This is a genomic window from Streptomyces sp. NRRL WC-3618 (assembly GCF_001280005.1).
Lineage (GTDB): Bacteria > Actinomycetota > Actinomycetes > Streptomycetales > Streptomycetaceae > Streptomyces.
Genome location: NZ_LGDW01000259.1, coordinates 40704 through 55296 on the forward strand (window position 1 = coordinate 40704; position 14593 = coordinate 55296).

The 14593-nt window shown below is 69.3% G+C and carries 9 protein-coding genes and 2 pseudogenes; 1 reads left to right on the plus strand and 10 read right to left on the minus strand.

From position 1 onward, the window contains the following. Positions 1 to 348 precede the first annotated feature (348 nt). Entirely contained in the window at positions 349 to 3534 is a 3186-nt protein-coding gene (locus tag ADL01_RS22140) for a DNRLRE domain-containing protein (protein ID WP_053743773.1), read from the plus strand. 81 nt (positions 3535 to 3615) lie between these two features. On the opposite strand, the gene ADL01_RS22145 is transcribed toward ADL01_RS22140, so the two are convergent. The 10 genes and pseudogenes from ADL01_RS22145 to ADL01_RS22180 form a co-directional block, all read right to left on the minus strand. Further along, a complete protein-coding gene (locus ADL01_RS22145) occupies positions 3616 to 4794 on the minus strand; it encodes an oxygenase MpaB family protein (RefSeq protein WP_053743774.1) in 1179 nt (392 codons plus the stop codon). 58 nt (positions 4795 to 4852) lie between these two features. Next, positions 4853 to 5908 (minus strand): polyprenyl synthetase family protein, encoded by a 1056-nt coding sequence (locus ADL01_RS22150; RefSeq protein ID WP_053743775.1) that lies wholly within the window; start codon positions 5906 to 5908, stop codon positions 4853 to 4855. After that, entirely contained in the window at positions 5898 to 6185 is a 288-nt protein-coding gene (locus ADL01_RS22155) for a hypothetical protein (RefSeq protein WP_053743792.1), read from the minus strand. The genes ADL01_RS22150 and ADL01_RS22155 overlap by 11 nt, the downstream gene beginning before the upstream one ends. A gap of 402 nt (positions 6186 to 6587) precedes the next feature. After that, the gene (locus ADL01_RS22160) at positions 6588 to 8891 is read right to left on the minus strand and encodes an alpha-L-fucosidase (protein WP_078960688.1); all 2304 of its coding nucleotides are present in this window, start codon (positions 8889 to 8891) and stop codon (positions 6588 to 6590) included. A 267-nt stretch (positions 8892 to 9158) separates the two neighbouring features. Beyond that, positions 9159 to 9269 (minus strand): annotated as a pseudogene (locus ADL01_RS47855) (RICIN domain-containing protein); the annotation flags it as partial. A 136-nt stretch (positions 9270 to 9405) separates the two neighbouring features. Further along, positions 9406 to 9549, minus strand: a pseudogene (locus ADL01_RS46445) (hypothetical protein); the annotation flags it as partial. Positions 9550 to 9553: 4 nt separating this feature from the next. After that, positions 9554 to 11056, minus strand: coding sequence for an RICIN domain-containing protein (locus tag ADL01_RS22165; protein ID WP_053743777.1), 1503 nt, complete (start codon positions 11054 to 11056; stop codon positions 9554 to 9556). Between the two features lie 63 nt (positions 11057 to 11119). After that, positions 11120 to 12655, minus strand: a complete 1536-nt coding sequence (locus tag ADL01_RS22170) for an alpha-N-arabinofuranosidase (RefSeq protein WP_053743778.1) — start codon at positions 12653 to 12655, stop codon at positions 11120 to 11122. 83 nt (positions 12656 to 12738) lie between these two features. After that, positions 12739 to 13611, minus strand: coding sequence for a carbohydrate ABC transporter permease (locus ADL01_RS22175; protein WP_053743779.1), 873 nt, complete (start codon positions 13609 to 13611; stop codon positions 12739 to 12741). Then, the gene (locus ADL01_RS22180; protein ID WP_053743780.1) at positions 13611 to 14579 is read right to left on the minus strand and encodes a carbohydrate ABC transporter permease; all 969 of its coding nucleotides are present in this window, start codon (positions 14577 to 14579) and stop codon (positions 13611 to 13613) included. The genes ADL01_RS22175 and ADL01_RS22180 overlap by 1 nt, the downstream gene beginning before the upstream one ends. Positions 14580 to 14593 lie beyond the last annotated feature (14 nt).

Here is a 14593-nt window from a genome sequence, read left to right on the forward strand (position 1 = left end):
GTCATGTCCGCCACACAATTCAAGATCGGCCGAGGGTCCGAACCGGCCTCGGAAGTGATCTGAGCCACGGGGTGAAACGGTCCGGATCATGCTGTCCGTGAACTATCGGTCAGATCGGGTAAGTCGCTCGATGATGATCAATAGGGCTCCAGAAATGCCTTGAAATCAGGCGCACCTGACACACCGCCACACCTCTTTCGTAAGTTCATAACAAACACTTAACTTCTTCATACATGGACGTGATACGGCGAATGTGTGATCGTATGCGCGCCTTCTGCCCCACGGCCTGCCGAACGGGGCTGTCTGTGCTGCCCTCAATCCGCTTGGTTCCCACGGGAGTAGACCGCCGTGACCGCGCCGCCCCGATATCTCAGCCCCTTCGTGCGCACGCGCACCCGGCTGTCCCTGACCCTCGGCCTCGTGCTGGCCGCCCTGACCGCCGCCCTGCTGCCCTGGTGGCACCCGGCCGACTCCACCCCGGCCGAGGCCGACGGCGCCACCAACTCCACCGACGCCACCCCCGCCTCGACGGGACCACGCGACGAGGCCGCCGCGATGGCCCAGGCCCGGCGCACCGGCAGGCAGGTGCTCGTCGACACGGCCACCACGGCCACCACGCTGACGTGGGCACTGCCCGACGGCCACCTGAAGAGCCGGATCACGGCCACCCCGACCCGGGCGAAGAACGCCAAGGGGAAGTGGGCGCCGGTCGACAACACCCTCAAGCGAACCGCCAAGGCACCCAAGGGCCTTGGCATCGCCCCCGGGAACCCGGTCGTACCGGTGCGCTTCGCGAGCGGCACCCTCCGAAAGGCCCGCGCCGACCGCTCGTTCGCCCGTACCGGGACCCCGGGCGAGACCGTGCTGGCCGAGGTCGGCCTCGGCGGCCACACCGTCGCGTACACCTGGCCGGGCCCCCTGCCCGAGCCGGTGCTCGACGGACCGCGCGCCCTCTACTCGGAGGTGCTGCCCGACGTCGACCTGCTGCTCGTGGCCCGCGAAGAGGGCGGCATGGCGCAGGTCCTGATCGTCAAGACCCCCGAGGCCGCACGGAACAAGGCGCTCGCCACCGTCTCGTACGGGCTGCGCTCGGACACCGCCGTGTTCCGGCGGGACACCAGGGCCACCCGGGTCCAGGTCCTCGACAAGGGCGGCAAGGAGATCGGCTCGATCCCGACCCCGTTCGCCTGGGACTCCAGCGGCCGTGACCCCGAGCTGCCCCCGGGCACCCCGAACCGTACGGCGGTCGCCACCCCGGCCGACGTGCTGAAGCTGTCGGGCCTCACCGGCGTCGAGCCCGGCGCCAAGTCCGCGCCCCTCCCCATCAGCCTGGACGGCGCGAACACCGGCACCGCCCGCCTGGAACTCGGCTTCGCCGCCACCGGTCTGGCCGGCCGCGCGGACGTCACCTACCCGGTCTTCGTCGACCCGCCGCTGAACCCCGGCTGGGACGCCTGGACGGTGGCCTACAAGCCGTACCCGAGCACAAGCTTCTTCAACGGCACCAACTTCTCCTCCGGCACCTCCGACGCCCGCGTCGGCCACGAGAGCGACACCGGCGGCACCGCCCGCTCGTTCTGGCGCATGGACTGGTCGAGCGCCATCAAGGGCGCGGAGATCAAGTCCGCGACCTTCAAGGTGCTCAACAACCACTCCTGGTCCTGCACGACCCGCGAGTTCCAGATCTGGCGCACCGGCCCGATCTCGTCCGGCACGACGTGGAACGCGCAGCCGAGCTGGTCCGACGAACTCCAGCGCAAGTCCTTCGCGCACGGCTGGTCGAGCTCCTGCCCGGACGAGTACGAGGCCTTCAACGTCAGGGACGCCGCCCAGTACGCCACGGACAACGGCCACTCGACCCTCACCCTCGGCATGCGGGCCAGCAGCGAGTCGGACACCCAGACCTGGCGCAAGTTCCGGGCGACCTCCGCGACCGTCGAGGCCGTCTACAACCGCAAGCCGAACGAGCCCACCGACGGTGAGACCGTCCCCGGCGGCGACTGCGTCATCGGATCCCCGGGCCGCACGGTCGGCAAGAGCAACCTGACCCTGAAAGCGAAGGCCACCGACCCCGACGGCAACCTGAAGGGCCTGCGCTTCCGCTTCTGGAAGGCCGGCACCACCGCCCCGACCGGCGTCCTGGCCACCAACCTCAGCAGCGGCTGGGCCTCGACGATCATCCAGTCGACGTCCCTGGAGGACAAGGCCACCTACTACTGGGACGTGCGCGCGGAGGACTCCGACACCCCGACCTCGGCGGTCTCCAGCTACTTCCCGCCCGGCAGCACGTCGTGCGCCGTGACCATCGACGGTTCCGGCCCCCCGACGCCGGTCGTCACCAGTGACGTGTGGCTGCGGTCCACCTCGGACGGCGCCACGTGGGCGACGGTGAACTTCGGTGAGACCGGCCCGGTCACCTTCTCGTCACCGGGCGCGAAGAAGTTCACCTGGGCCTGGGGCGGCGTCGCCCCGGTCCCGGTCAACGCCGACACCAACGGCAACGCCACCGTCCCCGACCTGCAACCCCCGAACGCCGGCCCCAACACCCTCCAGGTGTACGCCTACGACAGCCTCGGCAACCCGAGCGCGCGCACCGACCACACGACGTACGTCCCGCCGAAGGAGAACGCCGACGCCCCTGGCGACACGGGCGGCGACGGCACCCCCGACCTGCTCGTCATCGACGCGGACGGTGTCCTGCGAACGTACCCGGGCCAGCCGGACGGCGAGCTGTACGGCCAGCTGACCTCGTCGTACACCAGGGCCGCCGACGGCAAGGCGACCCTCAACCCGCCGGGCCACTGGTACGACGCCGCCTCGACCCTCGGCAACAAGGCCGCGCTGATCGCCCACTACCAGGACACCTACCCGGGCGACGGCACCACGGACCTGTTCGCCCGCACCCCGGACGGCGGCTTCTGGCTCTACCCCGGTGACGGCTACGGCTCGTTCGACGTCGCCCACCGGATGAAGATCCGCCTGCCGTCGAACGCCCCGGCGCCGTCCACCTGGATCCAGCTGAAGGCCCTCGGCGACATCACCGGCGACAAGCTGCCCGACCTGGTCCTGCGCAACGCCGCCGGCCTGTGGGTGCTCTCCGGCTACACCGGCGCCAGCATCCAGACGGCGACACAGCTGAACGCCGACGCCTGGGCCCGCCGCGATGTCGTCAACCTGGCCGACATGAACAAGGACGGTGTGGCCGACCTGCTCTGGCGCAACCTGGACAACGGCAACATGTACCTCCGGCGGGGCAAGCCGGGTACGGCGGCGGGCAGCGTGGACCTCAACTCGCTGATGCTGGCCACGAGTGCCGTCAACGGGGACGAGCCGTTCGGCAACAGCTGGACGGAGGCCAACGTCAGCACGGCGGTCGGGATTCCGGACATCAGCAATGACGGAATCCCGGACATCTGGGCGCGGTTCGCGTCCGACGGGCACATGTCCGTCTACCACCCGTCGACCACCAACACCAACGGTCCGGTCAAGACGGTCATCGGGTCCGGGTGGAACGACAAGTTGGCCTTCGGGTGATCTGATCCCTTCCGGGCCCGTACAAGGGTGAGCCTCCGGTGCCGCTTCTCGGCGCCGGGGGCCCACCCCTTTTTCGTGGGGTCAGTGAGCCTTGGGCCGGGTGGAGACCGTCGCGGTGGGCGGGGTCCACCGGTGGGTGCGGGGCGGCGCCTCGGAGATGCCGTACTCCTTCTTGAGCTGTTCGGGGATGGCGTAGTGCATGACCCGCCCGCGCGTGAGGGAGGACAGCTGGAGGACGGTGGTGAGGTGGCCGAGGCGGTCCAGGGCCCAGGCGCCGAGGGGGGAGCGGTCCTCGACGGTCTCCAGGACGCCGAGCAGGTGGGGGACGGCCTTGACGACCGTGTCCCAGTTGGTGCGGGGCACCTGGAGCCAGTCGGCGCAGGTGTCGCCGACGAGGTGACGGATCAGCGCGGAGACGATCGGGTCGAAGAGAGTGCCGGGTACGACTTCCTCGTACAGGTCGATGAGCTGTCGGGTCAGATGGGTGCCCTCCTCGGAAGGGCCCATGTGCCGGATCATGTACAGGTCGAGGAACTGGCGGGCCTCGTCGAGGGACTTGGGGACGGCGTCCTGGTCGACGCCGAGCATCGCTCCGACGACCCGCCAGGCGTAGAAGTACGCGTCGGCGCCCTCGGCGGACATGTGGATGCCCAGGCGGTGCAGGGAGTCCAGCACCAGCATGGAGAAGAACATCTGCCCGCCGATCATGTCCTCCTGGCAGATCGGCGTTCCCAGCGTCCCGGTGTCCCAGCGGTTCTCGCGTACGAGGTGGTGGCGGATGGAGGCGTGCAGGAGACGGACCTTCTGGGCGGCGGGGATGAAGCGGCCGCCGGCCTCGAAGGCGTCGGGACGCATCAGGTACACGGTGAACTGGCCGGTCTCCGCCATCCGTTTGGACGGGTACTTCAGCCCGTGGGTGGCCGACAGGAGCTTCGCCACGTGCGGGACGACGTAGCAGGCGGGCATGGAGGCGAAGGACAGGGCGGTGGAGATGTGCACGTTGTTGTCGATGAAGAACAGCCGGGCCTTCTCCATCTCCCCCCAGTCGACCCAGGCCGGCGGGACGCTCGTGGCCTCGAGGTACTCCCGGGCGACATCGGGCAGCCCGTCCGGCAGGGGAGCGCCGGCGGTGGAGACGTAGCGCATGAGGGCGTTGAACTTGCCCACCTCCCCGCGTGCGAAGAGTGCGGCGACGGTGGCGTCGGCGAGTTCGTCACCGGCCTGGCGCAGAGGGTCCATCGATGCCTCGGTGTAGATCACGGCAAGGTCCTTGTCTTCAGCGGACTTCAACGGGGCGTCCACGTCGGGCGGGTGGGAGTCAGGACAGGCGGATGGTCGCCGAGTGCGCCAGCGCGGTCAGGGCGGTGGCGGCGTACGGGGGTGTGTCGAGCTCGTGGAGGGCGCCGAGGGCTTCCTCGACCCGCGCGGTGATCATGTCCTCTACGCGGTCGGGTGTCTTCAGCCGGCTCATCACCTCCCGTACGGCGTGCAGGGCCTCCCCGTCCGCGTCGCGCCGGCCCAGGAGGGCGCGCAGTTGCTCCCGGTCGCCGTCACCGGCGGTACGCCAGGTCTCCGCGAGCAGGGCCGTGGGCCGTTGGCCGCGTACGTCGTCGGCGTTGGCCTTGCCGGTGCGTTCCGGGTCGCCGAACAGGCCGATCAGATCGTCCCGCAGCTGGAACGCCTCGCCCAGCGGCAGCCCGTAGGCGGAGTAGCCCTCGCGCAGCCGCTCGCCCGCCCCGCCGAGAGCGCCGCCGATCAGCAGGGGGTGCTCGACGGTGTACTTGGCGGTCTTGTAGCGGATCACCTTCAGCGACGCCGTGACGTCCGGCTCGGCTCCGGTGTGCAGGATCTCCAGGCACTCGCCCGCGATCAGCTCCCGGGCCAGCACCGACCACAACGGGCGGGCCCGGGCCAGATACGCGGCGGGCAGACCGCTGGTGGTGAACAGCTGCCCGGCCATGCTCATCAGCAGATCGCCCACCAGCATCGCCAGCGACCTCGCGGTGGCTACGGCACGCGGGCGACGGCGTACGGCACCGCGCAGAGCGACATGCGGGGTGGGCCGGCCGTGCCGTAACGGGCTGTCGTCGATGAGGTCGTCGTGCACGACGGCTGCGGCATGGACCAGCTCCATGGAGGCCGCCGCCCGTACGAGCGCCTCGCTGTCCGGCTGTCCCGCCGCGCGCCAGCCCCAGTAACAGAACGCCGCCCGCATCCGTTTGCCGTCCGCTACAGCGGCCTCCAACTGCTCGGCCACCGGGCCGAGGAGCGGGTCGATCGCCGCGAACCGGTCGGCCTCCTGGGCGACGAACGGCTGTAACACCTCGTCGACGCGGGCCTTGAACGCGGTCGGTTCCCACCGGTCATACGTCATCGGCGGCCCGTCGGGCCAGCGCGTGCCGGGCGAGGATCTCCAGATGGGCCGGGGGTACGGCCGCGTAGCGGTCCAGCACCAGGCGCCCGCGCGCGATCAGGTCGTGCTCGGCCTCGGCTGCCAGCTCGGCGGTGTCCGAGCGGCGCAGGAGGCCCCGGACCATCCCCACGGCCGAACCCACCGTGCTCACCGTGAGATCGGCCAGCCCGGCGACGAGGAGCACTGCCCGCTCGTCCATGCCCCCGCGTCGTCCCGCTGGTCCCGCTGAGTGCGTCATGCCGCTCCCCATCCCCGTTCCCGTCCCGGCGTCGGTCATACGCCGTTCCTTCCAGCATCACGACAGGGCGGGCGGGGGAGGGGTGGAAGTCACGATCGAGTGATCACGTAGCACGAACGTGCGGATCATCGGCCTTCATCAGTAAACAATCAGCCTTGACTGCGGCCAATATCGCTCATGAATTGTCAACTCTCCTTGTTTGTCGGGATAAGCATCGAGCCGCTGGTCATGAGAACCGAGCGGCCATCATGAGCTCCACGGCCGCGAGTGCCGCCGCGGTCAGGAACCGTCTGCGGTCGAGAGGCTGCTCGGACAGCCCATGGTGCTGACTCCGGTTGCGTTTCAGGGAGCGGGGGCATGGCAGGGGCGCGCCGTCCCGCGGCGCGCCCCTGCCATGCGCCGTCACAGCGCGAGGACCTGCCAGTCCTGGTTGGACCCGCCGGTGGAGGGCCACTGGATGACGTTGGCGCCGTCGGCGGTGGAGGCGTTGGCGACGTCGGCGCACCAGCCGGTGCGGACGTTGACGAGCCGGTAGTAGCCGCTGGTGGCCGAGGGGACCAGCTTCCACCACTGGTTGTCGCCGCCGTTGTCGGACAACTGGGTCAGGGTGGCGCCCTGGGTGCCGTCGGGGCTCTGCAGGAGCTTGCCGCTCTTGGCGTTGACCAGCCGGAACGATCCGTCGATGTTCGGCAGGAGGCTCCACTGCTGGTTGGTCCCGCCGCCGTAGGGCCACTGGATGAGCGTGGCGCCGTCCGCTGTCGAGGCGTTGGCGACGTCCAGTGCCTTGCCGCTCTTGCGGTTGATCACCTTGTAGGTGCCCAGGTCCGCGGTGAAGGGACGGTCGTAGACCTCCAGGTTGCGGATCGACGCGTACACCCCGGCGGGCAGCCCGGTGACGGTGACGCGGACGTACCGTGCCTGGGCCTGGAACGCGGCCGTCTGGACCTGGCGTGTGCCGGGGGTGGCGGTGTTGTCGACGAGCGTGGTCCACGTGCTGTTGTCGGTGGAGCCCTCGACCTTGTACCGGTAGTTGGTCTTGTCCAGTTCCCAGGAGATCCGGGTGCCGGTCAGCGGGCGGGTCGAGCCGAGGTCGACCTTGAGCCAGTGGCCGGTGCTGCCGTCGTTCGCGCACCAGCGGGTGGCGGTGGAGCCGTCGACCGCCTTGGCCGCGGTGTTGCCCTTGGACGTCTCCTCGCTGTCGGCGGTCGCGGTCTTGCCGGCGGCGATGTCGGCCGGCTGCACGGAGCGGTCCAGTGTGACCCCGACGACGCTGTCCTCGGGGATGCGGGTGCGGTTGATGCCGGTGATCGTCACCCCGCCGTCCGCGCCCACGGTGTACGGGAGGTCGGTGCCCGCGGCGACGTCGAAGACGCGGGTGACCTGGGCGTCCCCGATCGACGGGGTGGTGAAGGAGGTGCCGCTGTAGCCGGGCAGCAGGTGGATGTAGAAGGTGTTGTCCTTGGACGTGAAGCCGTACTTGCCGTCCACCGGTTGCCAGGGGCCGCCGCGGGTGCCGTAGACGGCCTGGCCGCAGGAGGTCAGGAAGGAACCGACCCGGCGCACCGCTGCGGCCTGGTCGGCGGGGACCGTCCCGGTCCGGTCGGGACCGATGTTGAGCAGGCAGACCATGTTGCGCACCCAGGAGTTGACCAGGATGTTCATGATGGTGCCGAAGCTCATCACCGTTGCGCCGGCCTTGTAGCCCCAGGTGCCGCAGATGGTGAAGTTCTTCTCCGACAGAAGCCCTGTGCGCATGGCGCCGGTGGGGATCGAACCGCCTTCCTCGCTGATGTAGTCGCCCATCCAGCCGGAGCGCGGATTCACCACGACGTCGGGTTGGTGCTTGCGCACCACGCCCATCACACCGAGGGCACTGCCGGTGGCGGAGTCGGCATCGCTGTAGGCGGCGTCCACCGGCCACTGATTGGCGCTGTCGCGGACCTTTCCGGGCTCCCAGAAGAAGGCGGCGTCCGCGTCCGCGCCTTGCTGGCCCAGCCAGCCGCCGTCGAAGTAGATGTCGTCGATCTTGCCGTACTTGGTCATCAGCTCCTTGACCTGCTGGTACACCTCGTTCTTCATGATCCGCGCGTTCTCCTTGTGCGCGGGATCGGTGGTGTAACCCCACTTGTTCGGCAGGCAGTTGGTGCCGGTGACGTCGTAGTAGCCGGGGTAACGCCAGCTCATCGGGGAGAAGTACAGACCCACCTTGAGCCCGGCGTCGCGCACGGCGGTGACGTACTCGCCGACCAGGTCCCGCTGCATCGGGGCCTGACCGGCATGGAAGGCGTTCGGGTGGGTGGAGGGCCACAGGGCGAAGCCCTCGTGGTGACGGGTCGTCAGAACGGTGTACTTCGCGCCCATGTCCTTGGCCAACTGGGCCCAGTCGGCCGGCTGGTAGGCGCTCGCCGTGAACTGCTCGCTGGTCGCGTCGGTGAAGTACTTCTTGTAGTTCTCCGGCGTGACCGCCGAGTTCTCCATGTACCACTCGCCCTTGGCCGGGCCCGAGTACACCCCCCAGTGGATGAACATGCCCAGTTTGGCGTCCTGCAGCCACTGGAGCTTCTCGTTGGACTGCTGCTCGACGCCCAGCTCCGACTTGGGGATCCGCAGCGGGAGAAGGGGCAGCGGCTGGGGGGAGGAGGTGGCGGCGTGTGCGGGTGTCGCCAGCGTCGGTGAGACGGCGGCGACAACCGTCATGGCAGCCATGCCGGACAGCATTCTGCGGCGACTGATCGGTTCGGACAAGGTTCTCTCCTGACTGTTCACAGAACGGCACCCGACCAGGCCGGCGGGGTGGTTGTTCCGATGGACTACGGCCGGCACGTGACGGGCGCCGCCCTGAGGGCCGTCGATGACGACACCCTCGCCCCGATCTGTGCGCCGAGGTCGCTGCCGAGGACGCTCTCCGCGCCCGGACCGAAGGCGTGCGACGGGCCTCGGTGCGGCCGGGGAACTCCGCACCGCACCGTTCCGTCACAGGGCGTCGAGCTGCCACCGCTGGTTGGTGCCGGTACCGGCCGGCCACTGGCTGACTCGGGCGTTGTCGGCCGTGGAGCCGTCTGCGACGTCCGCGCACCAGCCGTTGCCGACGTTGACGAGCCGGTGGTAGGCGCCGCCCGCGTCGACGAGCTTCCACCGCTGGTCGTCGCCGCGTGTCCTGCCACTGGACGAGCTGGGTGCCCTGGGCGGAGCCGCCGGGGCCGTCGAGAACCTTGCCGCTGCGGCGGGCGGCGAGGCGGAAGGAGCCGTCGGCGTTGGGCAGGAACCGCCACGGCTGGTTGGTGGCGCTCGACGAGGTGTACCGGATGTTCTTCCCGCCGTCGGCGCCCCGGCGACCCCGCTCGATGCGGGGCCGCCGGGGCACGCGGTCAGGAGAAGGTCCAGGTCTCGGAGTTGACGCTCGCGCTGCCGCCGAGTTCCTGGTCCACCGCCGCTCCCTGGGTGGTGGAGCCCGCGACGCCGATGTGCAGGCCGCTGCCGATGCCCACCAGCATGTAGTTGCTGCCGGTGTAGCTGCCGGTCAGGTCGAGGGCCCACTGCTGGTTGGTCTGGCCGTTGCAGGTCCACTGGTGCAACTGGACGCCGCCGGTGGTCGACTTGTCGGGGACGTCCAGGCACAGGCCGCTCTTGACGCTCTTGAGCGTGTAGATGTTGTCCGCCACCCGGGTGAGGGTCCACTGCTGGTTGATACCGCCGGTGGACGGCCACTGGATGATCTTGGCGCCGGTCGCGGTGGAGCCGCCGGAGACGTCCATCAGCATCGAGCTGCCGAGGTTCTTCAGCGTGTGGACCCCCTCCGACGGGATCCCGCTGCCGGCCGTCCACGTGCCCGCGGCCGCGTCGAGGGACCAGGTCGGGTACTGACCGAGGTTCACCGTCGTGCCCCGGATGGTCAGCGGCAGCCAGATCAGCTTCGACGCGCCCAGGTTGGAGGTGTCCCAGCGGTCACCGGCGTAGATGTACGTGGTGCCGGAGGTGCCCTGGACGGTGATGACGTTCGCCGTCTGGCTGCCGTAGGTCTTGGTTCCGGGGGCGGCGAAGTTCCGGAGCGCCGACCACGGGCCGCTCAGTGAGGTGGCGGTGGCGTAGACGTTGTCGTTCAGGCTCCAGCCCGTCAGGTGGGAGCCGAAGACGTAGTACATCCCGCCGACCTTCACCATGGCGGGCGACTCGACGCTGCCGCTGCCACTGCTGCCCAGCACAGCCACCGAGCTGTCCACGGAGAGGTAGTCGGCGGACAGCTTGTAGATGCGCAGGCCGTTGTTGCGGTCCTCGCTCAGCAGGTAGCCGGTGCCGTCGGTGTCCTGGAACAGGCCGAGGTCCCGGCTGAGGTTGCCCTGCGGCCGGAAGCTTCCCCGGTAGGTGTACGGGCCGCACGGGGTGCTGCTGGTGGCCACACCGACTCGCGCGTCGGCGTAGTTCATGCTGTCGATGTGCATGTACATCACGTACGTGCTGGTCGACGCGTTGTATATGACCTTCGGCCGCTCCACGATGCGGCTGGGGCCCAGGTCACCGCTGGCCTGGAGCCCCAGGGCCTGACCCTGGTAGGTCCAGTTCGCCAGGTCGGTCGAGGTGTAGCAGGGGATGTCCTGGAACGACGTGTCCGCCGACGTCCTGCCGGTCTTGTCCTCGCCGAAGCCGTACCAGGTGTTGCCCACCTTGATGATGCCCAGGCCGTGCAGCTGGAGCGCGTTGCCGTTCTGGTCGGTCCGGTCGGCCCCCGTCGTGAACGTCACCGAGGCCGCTTGTGCCTGTGTGGCGGGGATCAGCAGGGCGGTGAGGCCGCCGAGCAGGGTCAGGAGCGTGAGGAGGGTGGTCCGCCAGCGGGCGCGCGTCGGCGGTGTGCGGTGCGATGTGGTGTCCGGCATGGTCTCGCCTCTCCATTGAGGTCGGGGATTGATGCGGGTGTACGGGTGTACGGGTGTACGGGTCTACGGGGCGAGCGGGATGGTGATGGTGTTCCAGGACATCGGTGGCAGCAGCGCGCTCAGCCGTCCGCCGTCCGTGACCGTGCCGGTCACCTGCTTCGGCGTCACGCGGTCCTGGTGCTGGAGCGTGTTGGCCGCGTGGCGGTCGGGGTCGGCCAGGGCGGTGTGCGTCACCTGCCCGGCCACCGGGCTGAACGCCCGCAGGTCGGCGGTGAGTTCGAGCGGACGCGTGGTGTCCCGGTTGACGGCGAAGACGGTGAGCGTCCCGTCGTCCTGCCGGACGGCGGTCGCGTGCAGCAGGGGCACCTCGCCGTACCGGGCGGTGTCGTGGACGGGACTGTCCAGGGCGAGCCGGAGCACCTGGCCGCCACCGTGGCGGGCCGCGTCGGCGAAGGGGTAGAAGATGGTCTGCCGCCAGGCCGGGCCGCCGGGCTCGGTCATGATGGGGGCGATGACGTTGACCAACTGGGCGAGGCAGGCCGCAGTGACGCGGTCGCAGTGCCGCAGCAGGGTGATCAGCAGGCTGCCGACCACGACGGCGTCGGTGACGTTGTAGACGTCCTCGAGCTGGCGCGGCGCCACGCTCCAGTCAGGGGTGTCGGTGTTGTTGACCGGCCGGCTCTGGTACCAGACGTTCCACTCGTCGAAGGAGAGGTTGATCCGCTTGCTCGAGCGGCGCTTGGCCCCGATGTGGTCGGCGGTGGCGACCACCCCGTCGATGAAGGCCTCCATGTCGGCGGCCGAGGCGAGGAAGCTGTCGACGTCGCCGTCGCTCTCCTCGTAGTAGGCGTGGCAGGAGATGAAGTCGACGAGGTCGTACGTGTGCTCCAGGACCGTCGCCTCCCACGCGCCGAAGGTCGGCATGGAGCGGTTGGAGCTTCCGCAGGCGACCAGTTCCAGACCGGGGTCGACATCGCGCATGGCCTTGGCGGTGACGGCGGCGAGACGGCCGTATTCGTCGGCGCTCTTGTGGCCGAGCTGCCAGGGGCCGTCCATCTCGTTGCCCAGGCACCACAGCCGGATGCCGTGCGGCTTGTCCACGCCGTGCGAGCGGCGCAGCTCGGAGAACGCCGTGCCGTCGGGGTGGTTGGTGTACTCCAGCAGGTCGAGTGCCTCCTGGAGGCCACGGGTGCCGAGGTTGACGGCCTGCATCGCCTCGACGTCGGCCTTGGCCGCGAAGCGCATGAACTCGTTCAGCCCGAACTGGTTCGTCTCCACGGTCCGCCAGGCGCCGTCGAGCCGGCGGGGCCGCTCCTCCACCGGGCCGACTCCGTCTTCCCAGCGGTAGCCGGAGACGAAGTTGCCCCCGGGATAGCGGACCATGGTGACGCCCAGTTCCCGGATCAGGGCCAGGACGTCGGTGCGCAGTCCGTCCTCGTCGGCGCTCGGGTGGTGCGGTTCGAAGACGCCGGTGTAGACGCAGCGGCCGAGATGCTCGACGAAGGATCCGAACAGCCGTGGATTCACCTCGCCGACGGTGAAGTTGGGGTCCAGATGTACGGCTGCGGCGAGCGGCGGGTGGCTGGCGGGGTTGGGCATGGGTCACTCCCGGATGGATCGGTGCGAAGAGTGGCGCTCTACACGGTTGTGGCGTTCTGTGCGGTCGCCGGGGCGCTTGGCGGTCAGCCCTTGATGCCGGTGTGCGCGACGCCTTCGACCAGGTAGCGCTGCAGGAAGAGGAAGACGAGCACCAGCGGCATGATGGACACGGTGGCGGCGAGGAACAGCTCGTGGATGTTGATGGTCTGCGCGGTGGTGAACGTCGACAGGGCCACCTGCACCGTCCAGCTGGACTGGTCCTGGCCGATGACCAGCGGCCACAGGAAGGCGTTCCAGTTGGTGATGAAGGTGATCACCGCGATAGCCGAGAAGAAGCCGGTGGAGTTCGGGACGACGATCCGCCAGTACGTGCCCCAGCTGCCGAGGCCGTCGATCCGGGCGGCCTCCTCCAGTTCCTTGGGGAAGCCGAGGAAGTACTGCCGGAAGAGGAAGGCGGTGAAGCCGCTGAACAGGCCGGGCACGATGAGACCTTGCAGGCTGGAGACCCAGCCCAGTGACGACACGAGGACGAAGCTGGGTACGAAGGTGACCGCGCTGGGGATCATGAGGGTGGCCAGCACCGCGTAGAAGATCTTGTTGGCGTGCCGGTACGGGACGCGGGCCAGCGCGTAGCCGGCCAGGGAGCAGACCAGCAGCTGTCCGGCGGTGCCGAGCACCCCGACGACGAGCGAGTTCCACATGCTGCGCGCCATGGGTACCGCGGGGTCGTCGAACAGCTCGGAGATGTTCTCCCAGTGCAGCTCGGTCGGGAAGAACTTCCAGTTCGCCCCGGTGATGTCGGCGTCGCTGGCCAGGCTGTTGCGGAGCAGCAGGTAGAACGGGACCAGGAACAGCAGGGCCGCGACGACGGCGACGGTGTAGACGGCGACGCCGCCGGCCCGTCCGCGCACCGCACGTGGACGGCCGCGGACCGGGGTGGTGGAGGAGGTGGCCATCAGCTGTCCGCCTTTCCGAAGCCGAAGATCCTGCCCTGGAGCAGCGTCACCGTCGTGATGAGTGCCGACAGCACCAGCGCCCCGGCGCTGCCGTGGCCGAAGTCCTGACCCTGCCCGAGGGCCGTGTAGTAGAGGTAGACCAACGGTGGCCGTGCGTAAGGGGTGTTGGGCAGCAGGTTGTAGAACTCGTCGAACGCCTGGTACGCCGCGATCAGCATGAGGAGCACCACGGCGACCGAGGTGGTGCGCAGCTGCGGCAGGGTGATGTGCCGGAAGGTCTGCCAGCCGGGCCGGGCGCCGTCCGTCCAGGCCGCTTCGTACAGTTCCTTGGGGATCTGCTGGAGGGCGGCCAGGAAGAGGATCATGTAGAAGCCCAGCTGGAGCCAGAGCCGCAGGGTGACCAGCACCATCCAGTACCAGGGCGGGGAGACGGTGCCGATCCAGGCGACGGGTTCGATGCCGAACCAGCCCAGGACGGTGTTGGCGAGACCGAAGCGCACTCCGTTGAAGATCGACAGCTTCCACACCATCGAGGCCACGACGTAGGAGCACGCGGTGGGTATGAAGAACACCGACCGGAAGAAGGCGCGGGCGACGCGGATGCGGTGGACGAGCAGCGCGAGCGCCAGCGCCAGGACGTAGGTGAGCGGGACGACGATCAGCGCGAAGAGCGTGAAGGTCCACAGGCTGTCGGTGAACGGCCCTTCGCTGAGGATGTCCGCGTAGTTGTCCAGGCCGACGAACTTCGTGGGGGCGACCGTGTTCTGGGCCTGGAAGAGGCTCAGGTAGAAGCTCCAGCCGACCGGCACGTAGACGAACAGCAGGAGACCGGCCAGGAAGGGACCCGCGAAGAGCCAGAAGGTGCGGGTGCTGCCTCGCGTCCCGTGCCTGTCACGCCTCACCTTCGCCGCGGGGCCGGGTGGCGCGGTGGCGCCCCGACGGGCGCCACCGGTGGTCGTGGTTGTCATGCTTGTCAGCGCCC

What these genes read in the sequence shown, in the direction of transcription:
- ADL01_RS22155 (WP_053743792.1), bottom strand. Translation starts at nt 6,185, where the DNA reads ATGACGCACTCAGCGGGACCAGCGGGACGACGCGGGGGCATGGACGAG.
- ADL01_RS22165 (WP_053743777.1), bottom strand. Translation starts at nt 11,056, where the DNA reads ATGCCGGACACCACATCGCACCGCACACCGCCGACGCGCGCCCGCTGG.
- ADL01_RS22170 (WP_053743778.1), bottom strand. Translation starts at nt 12,655, where the DNA reads ATGCCCAACCCCGCCAGCCACCCGCCGCTCGCCGCAGCCGTACATCTG.
- ADL01_RS22160 (WP_078960688.1), bottom strand. Translation starts at nt 8,891, where the DNA reads ATGGCTGCCATGACGGTTGTCGCCGCCGTCTCACCGACGCTGGCGACA.
- ADL01_RS22150 (WP_053743775.1), bottom strand. Translation starts at nt 5,908, where the DNA reads ATGACGTATGACCGGTGGGAACCGACCGCGTTCAAGGCCCGCGTCGAC.
- ADL01_RS22180 (WP_053743780.1), bottom strand. Translation starts at nt 14,579, where the DNA reads ATGACAACCACGACCACCGGTGGCGCCCGTCGGGGCGCCACCGCGCCA.
- ADL01_RS22175 (WP_053743779.1), bottom strand. Translation starts at nt 13,611, where the DNA reads ATGGCCACCTCCTCCACCACCCCGGTCCGCGGCCGTCCACGTGCGGTG.